This window comes from Streptomyces sp. NPDC001617 (assembly GCF_053596855.1).
In genome coordinates this window covers 154,269-167,413 of record NZ_JBSFHA010000009.1, presented here as the reverse complement: position 1 = coordinate 167,413, position 13,145 = coordinate 154,269, and the positions used below count along the sequence as shown (strand labels likewise).

General features: G+C 71.2%; 14 protein-coding genes. 8 read left to right on the top strand and 6 right to left on the bottom strand.

What is annotated here, in order from left to right:
• Positions 1-120: 120 nt before the first annotated feature.
• Positions 121-720, bottom strand: a complete 600-nt coding sequence (locus ACWC09_RS10230) for a class I SAM-dependent methyltransferase (protein WP_450850090.1) — start codon at positions 718-720, stop codon at positions 121-123.
• Between the two features lie 152 nt (positions 721-872).
• Here ACWC09_RS10230 and ACWC09_RS10225 point away from each other — a divergent pair, with 152 nt between their 5' ends.
• The 5 genes from ACWC09_RS10225 (at position 873) to ACWC09_RS10205 (ending at position 5,879) form a co-directional block, all read left to right on the top strand.
• Positions 873-1,646 (top strand): MHYT domain-containing protein, encoded by a 774-nt coding sequence (locus ACWC09_RS10225; protein ID WP_450850089.1) that lies wholly within the window; start codon positions 873-875, stop codon positions 1,644-1,646.
• A gap of 55 nt (positions 1,647-1,701) precedes the next feature.
• Positions 1,702-4,224 (top strand): sensor histidine kinase, encoded by a 2,523-nt coding sequence (locus tag ACWC09_RS10220; RefSeq protein WP_450850088.1) that lies wholly within the window; start codon positions 1,702-1,704, stop codon positions 4,222-4,224.
• Entirely contained in the window at positions 4,221-4,658 is a 438-nt protein-coding gene (locus ACWC09_RS10215; protein ID WP_450850087.1) for a roadblock/LC7 domain-containing protein, read from the top strand. The genes ACWC09_RS10220 and ACWC09_RS10215 overlap by 4 nt, the downstream gene beginning before the upstream one ends.
• Before the next feature lie 22 nt (positions 4,659-4,680).
• Positions 4,681-5,094, top strand: coding sequence for a DUF742 domain-containing protein (locus tag ACWC09_RS10210; protein WP_450850086.1), 414 nt, complete (start codon positions 4,681-4,683; stop codon positions 5,092-5,094).
• 179 nt (positions 5,095-5,273) lie between these two features.
• Positions 5,274-5,879, top strand: a complete 606-nt coding sequence (locus ACWC09_RS10205; protein WP_450850085.1) for a GTP-binding protein — start codon at positions 5,274-5,276, stop codon at positions 5,877-5,879.
• Between the two features lie 9 nt (positions 5,880-5,888).
• On the opposite strand, the gene ACWC09_RS10200 is transcribed toward ACWC09_RS10205, so the two are convergent.
• The gene (locus ACWC09_RS10200; protein ID WP_450850084.1) at positions 5,889-6,317 is read right to left on the bottom strand and encodes a PPOX class F420-dependent oxidoreductase; all 429 of its coding nucleotides are present in this window, start codon (positions 6,315-6,317) and stop codon (positions 5,889-5,891) included.
• 92 nt (positions 6,318-6,409) lie between these two features.
• Between ACWC09_RS10200 and ACWC09_RS10195 the strand changes: the two genes are divergently transcribed.
• Positions 6,410-6,823: a roadblock/LC7 domain-containing protein gene (locus ACWC09_RS10195; RefSeq protein WP_450850083.1), complete on the top strand. Its 414-nt coding sequence runs from the start codon at positions 6,410-6,412 to the stop codon at positions 6,821-6,823.
• 125 nt (positions 6,824-6,948) lie between these two features.
• Positions 6,949-7,806, top strand: a complete 858-nt coding sequence (locus ACWC09_RS10190) for a DUF6397 family protein (RefSeq protein ID WP_450850082.1) — start codon at positions 6,949-6,951, stop codon at positions 7,804-7,806.
• Position 7,807: 1 nt separating this feature from the next.
• On the opposite strand, the gene ACWC09_RS10185 is transcribed toward ACWC09_RS10190, so the two are convergent.
• Both ACWC09_RS10185 and ACWC09_RS10180 read right to left on the bottom strand, forming a co-directional pair.
• Positions 7,808-8,674: an acyl-CoA thioesterase gene (locus ACWC09_RS10185; protein ID WP_450850081.1), complete on the bottom strand. Its 867-nt coding sequence runs from the start codon at positions 8,672-8,674 to the stop codon at positions 7,808-7,810.
• Between the two features lie 19 nt (positions 8,675-8,693).
• Complete coding sequence (locus ACWC09_RS10180) at positions 8,694-11,207, bottom strand: DEAD/DEAH box helicase (protein ID WP_450850080.1); 2,514 nt, start codon at positions 11,205-11,207, stop codon at positions 8,694-8,696.
• 145 nt (positions 11,208-11,352) lie between these two features.
• Between ACWC09_RS10180 and ACWC09_RS10175 the strand changes: the two genes are divergently transcribed.
• Entirely contained in the window at positions 11,353-12,147 is a 795-nt protein-coding gene (locus ACWC09_RS10175; RefSeq protein WP_450850079.1) for a metal-dependent hydrolase, read from the top strand.
• Between the two features lie 39 nt (positions 12,148-12,186).
• Here ACWC09_RS10175 and ACWC09_RS10170 read toward each other — a convergent pair whose 3' ends face one another.
• Both ACWC09_RS10170 and ACWC09_RS10165 read right to left on the bottom strand, forming a co-directional pair.
• The gene (locus tag ACWC09_RS10170; protein ID WP_450850078.1) at positions 12,187-12,450 is read right to left on the bottom strand and encodes a type B 50S ribosomal protein L31; all 264 of its coding nucleotides are present in this window, start codon (positions 12,448-12,450) and stop codon (positions 12,187-12,189) included.
• Positions 12,451-12,483: 33 nt separating this feature from the next.
• On the bottom strand, positions 12,484-12,954 hold the full coding sequence (locus ACWC09_RS10165) for a DUF5709 domain-containing protein (protein WP_450850077.1): 471 nt from the start codon (positions 12,952-12,954) through the stop codon (positions 12,484-12,486).
• Positions 12,955-13,145 lie beyond the last annotated feature (191 nt).

Sequence of the window (13,145 nt, the reverse complement as noted above, 5' to 3'; positions counted from 1 at the left end):
GGCCGAGTGCGGCCCGGGACGTGGTGCGCGCACTGGTCGGCGACCCGCGCAGAGTCGACCACCGGTTCTCGTCGGTGATGTCGCGCCGGGCGGGAACCGGCGGCCCGCGACCGCTGCCACTCAGTCCTCGCGCACGGCCAGGGCGAGGAAGCGGGCGTCCTCGTCGACGTACGACGTCATGCGCCAGCCCGCACCGGCCAGCAGCGGGCGGAGGTTGGGCTCCGCGCGCAGGTCCTCCGGGGTGATCTCGCGGCCCTGGCGTGCGGCGAGTGCCGCCCGGCCGATGGGGTGGAACAGGGCGAGTGCACCGCCGGGGCGCACCACCCGGGCCACCTCGCGCAGATTCTCGGCCGGCTGGGGGAGGTGCGCGACGAGTCCGGCGGCGAACACGGCGTCCAGCGACTCCGACCGCAGCGGCAGCGCGGCCACGTCGGCCAGCAGCAATTGCCCGTCACGGCCCCTCCCGGCCCGTACGGCGGCCTGGAGCATGGCCGGGGTGAGATCGGCGCCGACGACCACTCCGGAGGGCCCCACGGCGGCGCGCAGCGGCGTGAGGGCCCGACCGGTGCCGCAGCCGGCGTCGAGCACACGGTCGCCCTCGCGCAGCCCGAGGTCCGCGACCGCGGCCGCGTAGGCGGGTCCGTCGTCGGGGAACCGGCTGTCCCAGTCGGCGGCGCGGGCGCCGAAGAACTCCTGGACATGCGTGTGGTCGTCGCTCATGCTCCGCATGATCCCTCACCGTCACGGATGACGCCGCAGCGCACACGTTCGAGCGGGACGCGATCGTTCAGGCGCACGTCTGCGCCATATTCCAACACCTTTCGAAACGCGCCCCCTTTGCACGCCCCTGTCCGGACTAGCGTCCCGGGGCCATGGGACACCTGGACCACGCCACCTTCGGCTGGCTGACCCCCGTGCTGTCGTACGTGATGGCCTGCATAGGCGCCGCGCTCGGCCTCCGCTGCACCGTCCGCGCCCTCGGCGCCACCGGCCGCTCGCGCCGCAACTGGCTCGTCACCGCGGCCTCCGCGATCGGCACCGGCATCTGGACCATGCACTTCGTGGCCATGCTCGGCTTCGGCGTGAGCGGCACCGACATCCGCTACGACGTGCCGCTCACCGTCGTGAGCCTGCTCGTCGCCATGCTCGTCGTCTGCGGTGGCGTCTTCGCCGTCGGCTACAGCAAGGACCGCACCCGCGCGCTCTTCCTCGGCGGACTCACCACCGGGCTAGGCGTCGCGAGCATGCACTACCTGGGCATGGCCGCCGTACGACTGCACGGCCACGTCAGCTACGACCCGGCCCTCGTCGCACTCTCCGTCCTGATCGCCGTGGTCGCGGCGACGGCCGCCCTGTGGGCCGGACTCAACATCAAGTCGCCGATCGCCGTCACCGTCGCCTCCCTGATCATGGGCGCGGCGGTGACCAGCATGCACTACACGGCGATGTTCGCGGTGCGCGTCCAGGTCGTGCCCTCCGGCCGGGTCCTGCCCGGGGCCACGGCGATGCAGTTCATCTTCCCCCTCGCCGTCGGCCTCGGCTCCTACCTGTTCCTGACCTCGGCCTTCGTCGCGCTGTCGCCGACGAGCGGGGAGCGCGAGGCGTCCGCCTCGGCCCAGCGGCCGGTCGAGACGGCCGTCGGCTAGGTGCGGGTCCGGCCTCGACGGCATGCCCCCCGAACCACTCCCGAGCGAGGAGTCCATGCGTACACCCCGTAGGCCCCCGACCACCGGCGCCGAGGCGCCACCCGCGCCTGCCGTGCGCGGCCGGCGTGCCCACGCGGGACCGCCGGCCGACGAGAGCCCGCAGGATCCCGCGGGTCCGGTGCCGGAGGACCCGCCCGCGCGCGGGAGCCGCTGGCGGATACGCCCGCGCACCGTGCGCGCCAAGATCGTCTGCCTGCTGATGGTGCCGGTCGTCTCGCTGCTGGCCCTGTGGGCGTACGCGACCGTCAGCACCGCCCAGGACGTTTCCCGGCTACGCCAGTTGCAGCGCGTCGACTCCGAGATCCGCACGCCCGTCGCGCAGGCCGTCGCCGCCCTCCAGGCCGAGCGCAGCGCCGCGGTGGGCTACGTCACCGACCCGTCGGCCGGGCACAGCGGCGACTACAAGACGCTCGCGGACCGCACCGACCGGGCCGTCGCCAAGCTGCGGCTCGGCGACGGCAACACCGTCGCCGACAGCGAGGAGTTGCCCACCGGAGTCGCCCAGCGGCTGGAGACCTTCGTCGCCGGCGCCGAGCAACTGCGCCCCCTGCGCACCGCGGTGCTCGACCGCCGGGCCGACTGGGCCCAGGCGTACGGGCAGTACAGCCGGGCCATCGCCACCGCTTTCCGAGTCGGCGGCGCACTGACCGGCATCCAGGACGCCGACCTCGGCTCCGACGCGCGCGTACTGCTCGAATTCTCCCGCGCCGGCGAGGCCCTGTCACAGGAGGACGCGGCGCTGGCCGGCGTACACCTGGCCGGCGGCCTCAGCGGTGACCGACTGCAGCTGTTCACCGGGGCCGTCGCCACCCGCCGTACCCTCACCGACGCGGCCGTCGCCGACCTGAGCGGCCCCGAGCGCAGCGCCTGGCGCGACCTCGCCGACAGCGACGCCTACACCACCCTCGGCGCAGCCGAGGATCGCGTCCTGGCCGGCACGCCGGGTCCGCTGAAGGCGGCACCGGAGAACGCCTGGGGCAAGGCGCACACGCGCGTGCAGGACGGCATGCGGACCATCGGGCGGAACGCGGGCAGCAGGGTCGCCGACCGCGCCGACCCCTTCACCCGTGGGCTGCTCACCCCGGCCGGCGCCGCCGTCCTCCTCGGCCTCGCGGCCGTGGTCGCCTCGCTCGTGATCTCCGTACGCATCGGCCGAGGCCTGGTCGTCGAGCTGGTGAGTCTGCGCAACAGCGCCCTGGAGATCGCCCGGCGCAACCTCCCCGAGGCGATGCGCAAACTGCGCGCCGGCGAGGAGATCGACATCCAGGCCGAGGCCCCGCCCGGACCGCCCGCCGAGGACGAGGCCGGACAGGTCGCCGAGGCCCTGGGCACCGTGCACCGCGCCGCCCTGCGGGCCGCCGTCGAACGCGCCGAACTCGCCAGCGGCATCTCCGGGGTCTTCGTCAACCTCGCCCGCCGCAGCCAGGTCCTCGTCCACCGTCAGCTGAGCCTCCTGGACAGCATGGAACGCCGCTCCGACGACCCGAACGAACTGAGCGACCTGTTCCGCCTCGACCACCTCACCACCCGCATGCGGCGCCACGCCGAGAGCCTGATCATCCTCTCCGGGGCGGCACCCGGCCGGGCCTGGCGCATGCCGGTCTCGCTGACGAACGTGGTCCGTGCGGCCGTGTCCGAAGTCGAGGACTACGCGCGCGTGGAGGTACGGCAGCTCCCCGAGGCGTCGGTCGTCGGCGCGGCCGTCGCCGACCTCACCCACCTGCTGGCCGAAGTCGTCGAGAACGCCGCCCAGTTCTCGCCTCCCCACACGCGCGTGCGCATCACCGGGGAGCCGGTCGGCAACGGCTACGCCGTCGAGGTCGAGGACCGCGGCCTGGGCATGGGCACCGAGACCCTCGCCGAGGCCAACCGCCGCATCGAGCAGTCCGAGGCACTCGACCTCTTCGACAGCGACCGGCTCGGCCTCTTCGTGGTCAGCAGGCTCGCCGCCCGCCATGGCATCAAGGTGCACCTGCGCACCTCGCCCTACGGCGGCACCACCGCGGTCGTCCTGCTGCCGACCGCACTGCTGCACGGTGGTGCGGCGGAACGTTCCCCCAGCAAGGCCGCGGACACCGAGCGCCCGGAACGACGCGAGTACGCGCGTGTGTCCGGTGCCACCCCGCCCAAGGAGTCCATACCGGCTCTGACCGAGCAGCGGCCCGCGCTGGCGACTCCGGCACCGGTCGCGGTGGAGGCGGCAGCCGAAACCCCACCCCCCGGAGTCACCACCTTGCGCCTGCACCGCCCCGAGGACGACGCCGAAGAGTCGGACGACCTGCCCCGCCGGGTACGCCAGGCGAACCTGGCCCCGCAGTTGCGCGAGCGGCGCACCGAGGAGCCGGCGCACGAGCCGTCCGGCCCGGCGCGCGACGAGCGGCGCACTCCCGAGGTCGTACGGGATCGCATGGCGGCGTACCGCGAGGGCTGGACGCGTGGCGGCGGCAGGCAGCCCGGTCGTGGTGCCACCCCAGATTCGACAGCGCGCAGCGACAGCAGCGAAGGAGACCGCGCATGATCCAGGATCCGAGCATGAGGGCCGCCCAGCGGGCGGGCGAACTCGACTGGCTGCTGGACGACTTGGTGCTGCGCGTGGCGGAGGTGCGGCACGCGGTGGTGCTGTCGAACGACGGACTCGCGGTGGGCGCGTCGACCGATCTGCGTCGCGAGGACGCCGAACACCTCGCGGCGGTCGCCTCCGGCTTCCACAGCCTGGCCAAGGGGGCCGGCCGGCACTTCGGCGCGGGCGGCGTGCGCCAGACCATGGTGGAGATGGACGACGGCTTCCTGTTCGTGGCCGCCGCGGGCGACGGCTCCTGCCTCGCCGTGCTCACCGCCGTGACCGCGGACATCGGCCTGGTCGCCTACGAGATGGCACGCCTGGTCAAGCGCGTCGGCGAGCATCTGTACACGGCACCGCGCGTCGGCGCCCGGCCACCCGCCGCCGGATGAGACACGAGGACGGTCCGCGCACATGAACGAGGACAGGACCGGCGTCCCGTACGAGCCGGGCAGCCAGTGGTACGACGGCGAGGCCGGACCCCTCGTACGGCCGTACGCCATGACGGGCGGCCGCACCAAACCCGGCCCCACCGGGGTCCGCTTCGACCTGATCGCCCTCGTCAGCCTGGACACCGGCGCACCCGGCGTCGATGACGACACCGCGCTCGGGCCCGAGCACCGGGCCCTGATCGCCCTGTGCCGCACGGAGACCCAGTCGGTCGCCGAGCTCGCCGCGGGCGCCGACCTGCCCGTGGGCGTGGTCCGGGTGCTCCTCGGGGATCTGCTGGAGCTCGGCTGCGTCGTCGTCAGCCGTCCGGTGCCGCCCGCGCAGCTTCCTGACGAACGGATTCTGCGCGAAGTGATCGAGGGGCTGCGGGCGCTGTAGATGAGAGTTCGAAGCCACCCGGTCCCGTACGGTCCCGACTCGTGCACCCATCCGGACAGCGAGAGGGCGCGAAGCGGTCGCATCGGGCAAATAACGGTCCAATCCCCCGGAGAGGGGACGTAGTGGTGATGATGCGTATGGACGTCGAGCGTTTCCGGCACTCCCGAGAGAAGTGATCGATGGTCTCCGAGCACTCCGACGCCCAGGGCGGCGAGTCGTCCGCACTGGCGTTGAAGATACTGGTCGCCGGCGGGTTCGGCGTGGGCAAGACCACCCTGGTGGGCGCGGTCAGTGAGATCAGGCCGCTGCGCACCGAGGAACTGCTCAGCGAGGCGGGCCAGTTGGTGGACGACACGGGCGGCGTGGACCAGAAGGTCACGACGACCGTCGCCATGGACTTCGGCCGCATCACCATCCGCTCCGGCCTGTCCCTCTACCTCTTCGGCACACCCGGCCAGGACCGCTTCTGGTTCCTGTGGGACGAACTGTCGCAAGGGGCGCTCGGTGCCGTGGTCCTCGCGGACACCCGGCGGCTCGAGGACTGCTTCCCCGCGGTGGACTACTTCGAGCACCGGCACATCCCGTTCGTGGTGGCCGTCAACTGCTTCTCGGGCGCCCGCAGGTACGGGGGGCAGGACGTCTCGCGCGCCCTCGACCTCGACCGGGGCACACCAGTGGTGCTCTGTGACGCCCGGGACCGCGACTCCGGGAAGGAGGTGCTGATCCGGCTCGTCGAGTACGCCGGGCGGATGCACACCGCCCGGCTGCTCGACTCGGTCGGCTGACAGGCCGGGTCAGTCCGAAACGGCCTTCTGGGCCAGGACCTTGTCGACCGTCAGGCGCACCAGGAGTTCACCCGGCACGCCGTTGCGGGCCCCGAACTCCTCGGCCCGCTCCTCGCCCATGTACCGCGCCCCGATCCGGGTGGCCCAGTGCCGGACCTCATCGAGGTCCTCCGAGATCCGGGCCCGGCCCTGCAGCACGACGAAGTGGTACGGCGGCCGATCGTCGTCCACACAGAGCGCTGCCCGCCCGTCACGTGCCAGGTTCCGCCCCTTCACACTCGTCTTGGCGGTGTTGAACACCACGTCGTCACCGTCCAGCACGAACCAGATCGGCGTCACATGCGGGCTGCCGTCGGCCCGGACCGTCGACAGTTTCGCGGTTCGAGTGCCGTGCAGGACGAACGCCCGCCACTCCTCATCGGTCATCTTCTGTGCCATGCCCCTATCCTCCTTGCCCGCGGGCCGGTCGTGGGGAAGGCTTGCGGCAGTTCCTCCGGCCAGGGGGAGTTGTCACACGGGGAGACCGAAACATGGCGCAGAACCAGGGACTTGACTGGCTGCTGGACGATCTGACCGAGCGTGTGGAACAGGTGCGACATGCTCTGGTCCTGTCCAACGACGGGCTGGTCACCGGCGCGAGCACGGGACTGCGGCGCGAGGACGCCGAACACCTCGCCGCCGTCTCGTCCGGACTGCACAGCCTGGCCAAGGGCTCGGGACGCCACTTCGGCGCGGGCAGAGTGCGTCAGACGATGGTCGAGTTCGACGACGCGGTGCTCTTCGTCACGGCGGCCGGCAGCGGCAGCTGTCTGTGTGTGCTCAGCGGTGCGGAGGCCGACATCGGTCAGATCGCCTACGAGATGACCCTGCTCGTCAACCGAGTCGGCGAGCATCTCGGCGTGGAGGCCCGCCAACCCGAGCGAACCTCGTCCAACGACGTCTGACCTGCGGATTTCCCCTGTCCCGCCGAGTTATCCACAGGCCCGCCACAAGATCCGCCGCCGCGGCTACGGTTTTCCCGAGGCCGCGCGAACGGCGCGGGCCACCGACTCCACGGGGGAGACCGGCCATGTCAGGCAACATCGTCACGGCACCACCCAGCACTTCTCTGACGCCGAGCCGCGCGGCGCGCGAGCTGGGGCTCAGGCGAGGCCAGTTCGATCTCGCCGTCAACCTCGGCCGCATCCGGACCGTGCCCGACGAAGGGGGCGGGGGCCGACGGGTCACCCGGGTCGAGATCGACCGGCTGCGTGAACGGGACGACTTTCCCGAGTCCCTGCTTGAACGCGTCGAGACCGTGGGCACCACGGAGGCCGCGAAAGTACTGGACGTGCCGGTGGGCAGGTTCACGCGTATCGCGCGGCTGGGCGCGGTCGTGCCCGTGAACTTCTACCTCAACCGCTATCGGGCCGTGGTCTGGCTCTATCTGGCCGAAGAACTAAGGCATTTCGCCACCGACGAGAACAACGCGCCCTGGCTGAGCGGTCGTACGCCACCCGGACTGCGGGAACAACTGAAAGAAGGCGTGGATCTGCGGGCGCGCAACTGGCGGGTGCGGCACCTCGGATTCCTGTTGCGGCAGGCCGGTGAGCATCCCTGGGCGCAGGCCGCCGCTGTGGCCGCGTTGCTCGATCCGGTCCAGGTCGCGGAGATCGTGCGGGACCCGTACGAGCGGGCCCATCTGACCCGGTTCCTGCCGAAGCCCGTGACGTACGGCGCACCGGGTTCGGCCGCGGCGCAGGTGGCCGAGAGGATCGTGCGAGCGACCGATGCGGACGAGATCGGCTGGATCCGCGCCGATCTCGCGGACGCGGCGAGCAAGGCGCGCGAAAAGGAGCCGGCACCGCGCCCGAGTTCCGCGCCTCCGTCGGCCGAAGCGGAACGCCCCCGAGGCCTGATGGGCTGGCTGCGCCGCAGAACCCCGTGAGCTACAGCTTGCGGAACAGGCCCTCCTGGACCACGGACACGAGCAGGCGTCCCTCCACGTCGTAGATCCGCCCGCGGGCCAGCCCCCGTCCACCGATCGCGACCGGCGACTCCTGGTCGTACAGGAACCACTCGTCCGCACGGAACGGACGGTGGAACCACATGGCGTGGTCCAGCGAGGCGATGTCGAAACCGCGCGGACCCCACAGGGGTTCGACCGGGATGCGGACGGCGTCCAGGAGGGTCATGTCGCTGGCGTAGGTCAGCGCGCAGGTGTGCACGACCGGGTCGTCGCCGAGCGGCCCGACCGCGCGCATCCACACGGCGCTGCGCGGCTCGGCGTCCTTGACCTCCTCCGGGGTCCAGCGCAGCCGGTCCACATAGCGGATGTCGAAGGGCTGACGGCGCTCCATCCGCTCCAAGTGCTCGGGCAGCGTGCCGTGATGCTTCCGGATCTCCTCGGCCACCGACGGCAGGGACTCGGGGTCCGGGACCTCGCGGGCCGGCGCCAGCTGATGCTCGAAGGGTCCCTCTTCAGGCTTGTGGAAGGAGGCGGTGAGATTGAAGATCGTGCGGCCCTGCTGCACGGCGGTGACCCGGCGGGTCGTGAACGACCTGCCGTCCCGCACCCGTTCGACCTGGTACACGATCGGCACGCCCGGCCGGCCCGGGCGCAGGAAGTACGCGTGCAGCGAGTGCACCGGACGCTCCCCGTCCGTGGTGCGGGCGGCGGCGATCAGGGCCTGGCCCGCCACCTGCCCGCCGAAGACCCGTTGCAGGGACTCGTGCGGGCTCAGGCCGCGGAAGATGTTGACCTCGATCTGCTCCAGGTCGAGCAGGTCGACGAGTCTCTCGGCCGGGTTCGTCATGTGTGGGTCTCTCCTTGGCTCACAGCTGGCCGACGGCGGTGACGCGGACGACCGCACGACCTTCCGCGTCGGAGGCCGCGAGGTCGATCTCCGCGCTGATGCCCCAGTCGTGGTCGTCGTTCGGGTCGTCGAAGATCTGCCGGACGCGCCAGACGCCGTCCTGCGGGGCCTCCTCGATCACCAGCAGCTTGGGGCCGCGGGCGTCGGGGCCGGTGCCGAGGTCGTCGTACTCGTCCCAGTACTTGTCCATCGCCTCGCCCCAGGCCTCGGCGTCCCAGCCGGCGTCAGCGTCCATCTCGCCCAGCTCCTCGACCTGGTCGAGGGCGGCGAGCTCGACGCGGCGGAACAGGGCGTTGCGGACCAGGACGCGGAAGGCGCGCGCGTTGGCGGTGACCGGCTTGACCTCGTCGGCCTTCTCCTGGGCCTCCTCGGCCGTCATCTCCTCGGGGTTGGCGAGCTGCTCCCACTCGTCGAGGAGGCTGGAGTCGACCTGGCGGACCATCTCGCCCAGCCACTCGATCAGGTCCTGCAGGTCCTCGGACTTGAGGTCGTCCGGGATGTTGTGGTCGAGGGTCTTGTAGGCGCCGGCGAGGTAGCGCAGCACGATGCCCTCGGTGCGGGCCAGCTCGTAGAAGGACACCAACTCCGTGAAGGACATGGCCCGTTCGTACATGTCACGGATGACGGACTTCGGCGACAGCGGATGGTCGCCCACCCAGGGATGGCTCTTGCGGTACGTGTCGTACGCGTGGAAGAGCAACTCCTCCAGGGGCTTCGGGTAGCTGATGTCCTGGAGGCGCTCCATGCGCTCCTCGTACTCGACGCCGTCCGCCTTCATCGCGGCCACGGCCTCGCCCTTCGCCTTGTTGAGCTGGGCGACCAGGATCTGACGGGGGTCGTCCAGGGTCGACTCGACGACCGACACCATGTCCAGGGCGTAGGAGGGGGATTCGGGGTCGAGGAGCTCGAAGGCGGCGAGAGCGAACGTGGACAGCGGCTGGTTGAGGGCGAAGTCCTGCTGGAGGTCCACGGTGAGGCGGACGATGCGGCCGCTGGCGTCCGGCTCGTCGAGCTTCTCGACGATGCCGCCGTCCAGCAGCGAGCGGTAGATGGCGATCGCCCGCCGGATGTGCCGGAGCTGCTGCTTGCGCGGCTCGTGGTTGTCCTCCAGCAGGTGCCGCATCGCCTCGAAGGCGTTGCCCGGGCGGGCGATGACCGACAGCAGCATCGTGTGCGTCACCCGGAAGCGGGACGTCAGCGGCTCCGGCTCGGAGGCGATGAGCTTCTCGAAGGTGTTCTCCGTCCAGCCGACGAAGCCCTCCGGTGCCTTCTTGCGGACGACCTTGCGCCGCTTCTTCGGGTCGTCGCCCGCCTTGGCGAGCGCCTTCTCGTTCTCGATGACGTGTTCGGGGGCCTGGGCGACGACGAAACCCGCCGTGTCGAAGCCGGCCCGTCCGGCGCGCCCGGCGATCTGGTGGAACTCACGGGCGCGCAGGGTGCGGACGCGGTTGCCGTCGTACTTGGTCAGGGCGGTGAACAGCACTGTGCGGATGGGCACGTTGACGCCGACGCCGAGGGTGTCCGTGCCGCAGATGACCTTCAGCAGACCGGCCTGGGCGAGCTTCTCCACCAGGCGCCGGTACTTGGGCAGCATGCCGGCGTGGTGGACGCCGATGCCGTGGCGGACGTAGCGGGAGAGGTTGCGGCCGAACTTGGTGGTGAAGCGGAAGTTGCCGATCAGCTCGGCGATCTGCTCCTTCTCCGCCTTCGAGCACATGTTGATGCTCATCAGGGCCTGCGCCCGCTCCACGGCCTGCGCCTGTGTGAAGTGCACGATGTAGACCGGCGCCTGCCTGGTCTCCAGCAGGTCGGTGAGGGTCTCGGTGAGCGGAGTGAACCGGTACTCGTAGGACAGGGGCACCGGACGGGTCGCCGAGCGGACCACCGAGGTGGGGCGCCCGGTGCGGCGGGTGAGGTCCTGCTCGAAGAAGGAGACGTCGCCGAGCGTCGCCGACATCAGGATGAACTGCGCCTGCGGCAGCTCCAGGATCGGGATCTGCCAGGCCCAGCCGCGGTCACCCTCCGCGTAGAAGTGGAACTCGTCCATGACGACCTGGCCGACGTCCGCGTGCTTGCCGTCGCGCAGGGCGATCGACGCGAGGACCTCGGCGGTGCAGCAGATGACGGGCGCGTCGGCGTTGACGGAGGCGTCGCCGGTGAGCATGCCCACGTTCTCGGTGCCGAAGAGCTTGCACAGCTCGAAGAACTTCTCCGAGACCAGCGCCTTGATCGGCGCCGTGTAGAAGGTGACCTCGTCGCGGGCCAGGGCGGCGAAGTGGGCGCCCGCCGCGATCATGCTCTTGCCGGAGCCGGTGGGTGTCGACACGATCACGTTCGCGCCGGAGACCACCTCGATCAGCGCCTCCTCCTGATGGGGGTAGAGCGTCAGACCGCGCTCCTGGGCCCACGACTCGAAGGCCTCGTAGAGAGCGTCGGGGTCTGCGGTCGGCGGGAGCTGATCGATGAGGGTCACGGACCCATCTTGCCTGGCGTCCTCCCTCATAGGGGAATCGGATGCAGGTCCGAAGATCACGACCAGTACGCTGTGACGCCGACGGAGCGTCAGCGCACCCGGTCAACTGGACAGCGGCACACGAGGAATGGGGCGGACAACGGCCATGATGGGACCAGCACACTCACTGTCGGGCGCCGCGGCCTGGCTCGGCGTCGGCGCGGCGGCAGCGGCGACCGGACATCCGATGCCCTGGCCGGTTCTCCTGGTCGGCGCCCTGATCTGCGCCGGAGCGGCGCTCGCCCCGGACCTGGACCACAAGGCGGCCACCATCTCCAGGGCCTTCGGCCCGATCTCGCGCGGGCTGTGCGAGATCGTCGACAAGCTCTCCTACGCCGTCTACAAGGCCACGAAGAAGCAGGGCGACCCGCGCCGCTCCGGCGGCCACCGCACCCTCACCCACACCTGGCTGTGGGCGGTCCTGATCGGTGCGGGTACGTCGGTCGCCGCCATCACCGGCGGCCGTTGGGCGGTGCTGGCCATCCTCTTCGTCCACATGGTGCTGGCCATCGAGGGCCTGCTGTGGCGGGCGACCCGCGGCTCCAGCGCCGACATCCTGGTGTGGCTGCTGGCCGCGACCAGCTCGTGGATCCTCGCCGGTGTCCTGGACAAGCCGGGCAACGGCTCGGACTGGCTGTTCACCCAGCCGGGCCAGCAGTACCTGTGGCTGGGCCTGCCGATCGTGCTGGGCGCGATAGTCCACGACATCGGGGACGCACTGACGGTCTCCGGCTGCCCGATCCTGTGGCCGATCCCGGTGGGCCGCAAGCGCTGGTACCCGATCGGCCCGCCGAAGGTGATGCGCTTCCGGGCGGGCAGCTGGGTCGAGCTCAAGGTGCTGATGCCGGTGTTCATGCTCCTGGGCGGGGTGGGCTGCGCGGCGGCGCTGAACTACATCTGAGAGCGCCACGAACTACATCTGAGAGCGCCACGGGGCTCCTCAGCCGGAACCGGGTCCCGTGCCTCCGCCGTACCGTCGCTCGAACTGGGCGATGCGGCCCTCCGAGTCCACCGTCCGGGCCTTGCCGGTGTAGAAGGGGTGGCTCTCCGAGGAGATCTCCACGTCCACCACCGGGTAGGTCTCGCCGTCGTCCCACTCGATGGTCTGGTCGCTGCCGGCGGTGGACCGGGTGAGGAAGGCGTAACCGGCGGCGCGGTCCCGGAAGACGACCGCGTGGTAGTCGGGGTGCTTGTCCTGCTGCATACGTGCTCCTCGTGCGGAGGGGGGACGGGCGGGTCAGCCGTACAGGGAGTCCTCGTCCACGATGTGCATCGCGGCCTCCTCGGCGGAGGCGGCCGCGCCGTCGATGCCCACGTCCGTGGCGATCAGGGCGCTCTCGTCGTCCTCGTGCGCGCCCTCGTCCGGTGCGACGAGGCGGCCGGAGCGAACGGCGCCGACCTCGTTGTCCAGGAGTTCCCCGTCGGTGCCGTCGCAATCGCCGAGACCGTCGCCGTCGGGCACCACGAGGTCCGGCGTCTCCTCGGCGAGCCGTTGGTCGAGCGTCTCCCCATGATGGCGCTCAGCCGCCGTCACATCGGCGCGTTCCACTGCCCAAGGCCGATCCGGCGGCGACCAGCCCCGGTCCAGGGGGTCGTCCACGCCGTCGTCGACCAGGGTGTCCTCCCCGTCGAGCAGGCCCGAGTCCTCCTGGATCTCGGATCCGTCGGGCTGGTAGACGTCGTCTCCCCATCCGTCGGCGCTGTTCACGGGTACCTCCAGGTGGTGGGGACAGGCCCGTTCCGACCGCGTCGGGCGGCGGGCCGCCGGTGCGCGGAGCACAGACTGCACCCGTGGGAACCCGTGTCCCCGGGCACTCCCCGAGCCGGTGCCGATATCCAGACTTCCACCCTCTTTCACCACCGCGCAACGGCACGGGCCGAGGAGGCCGGGACCCGCGG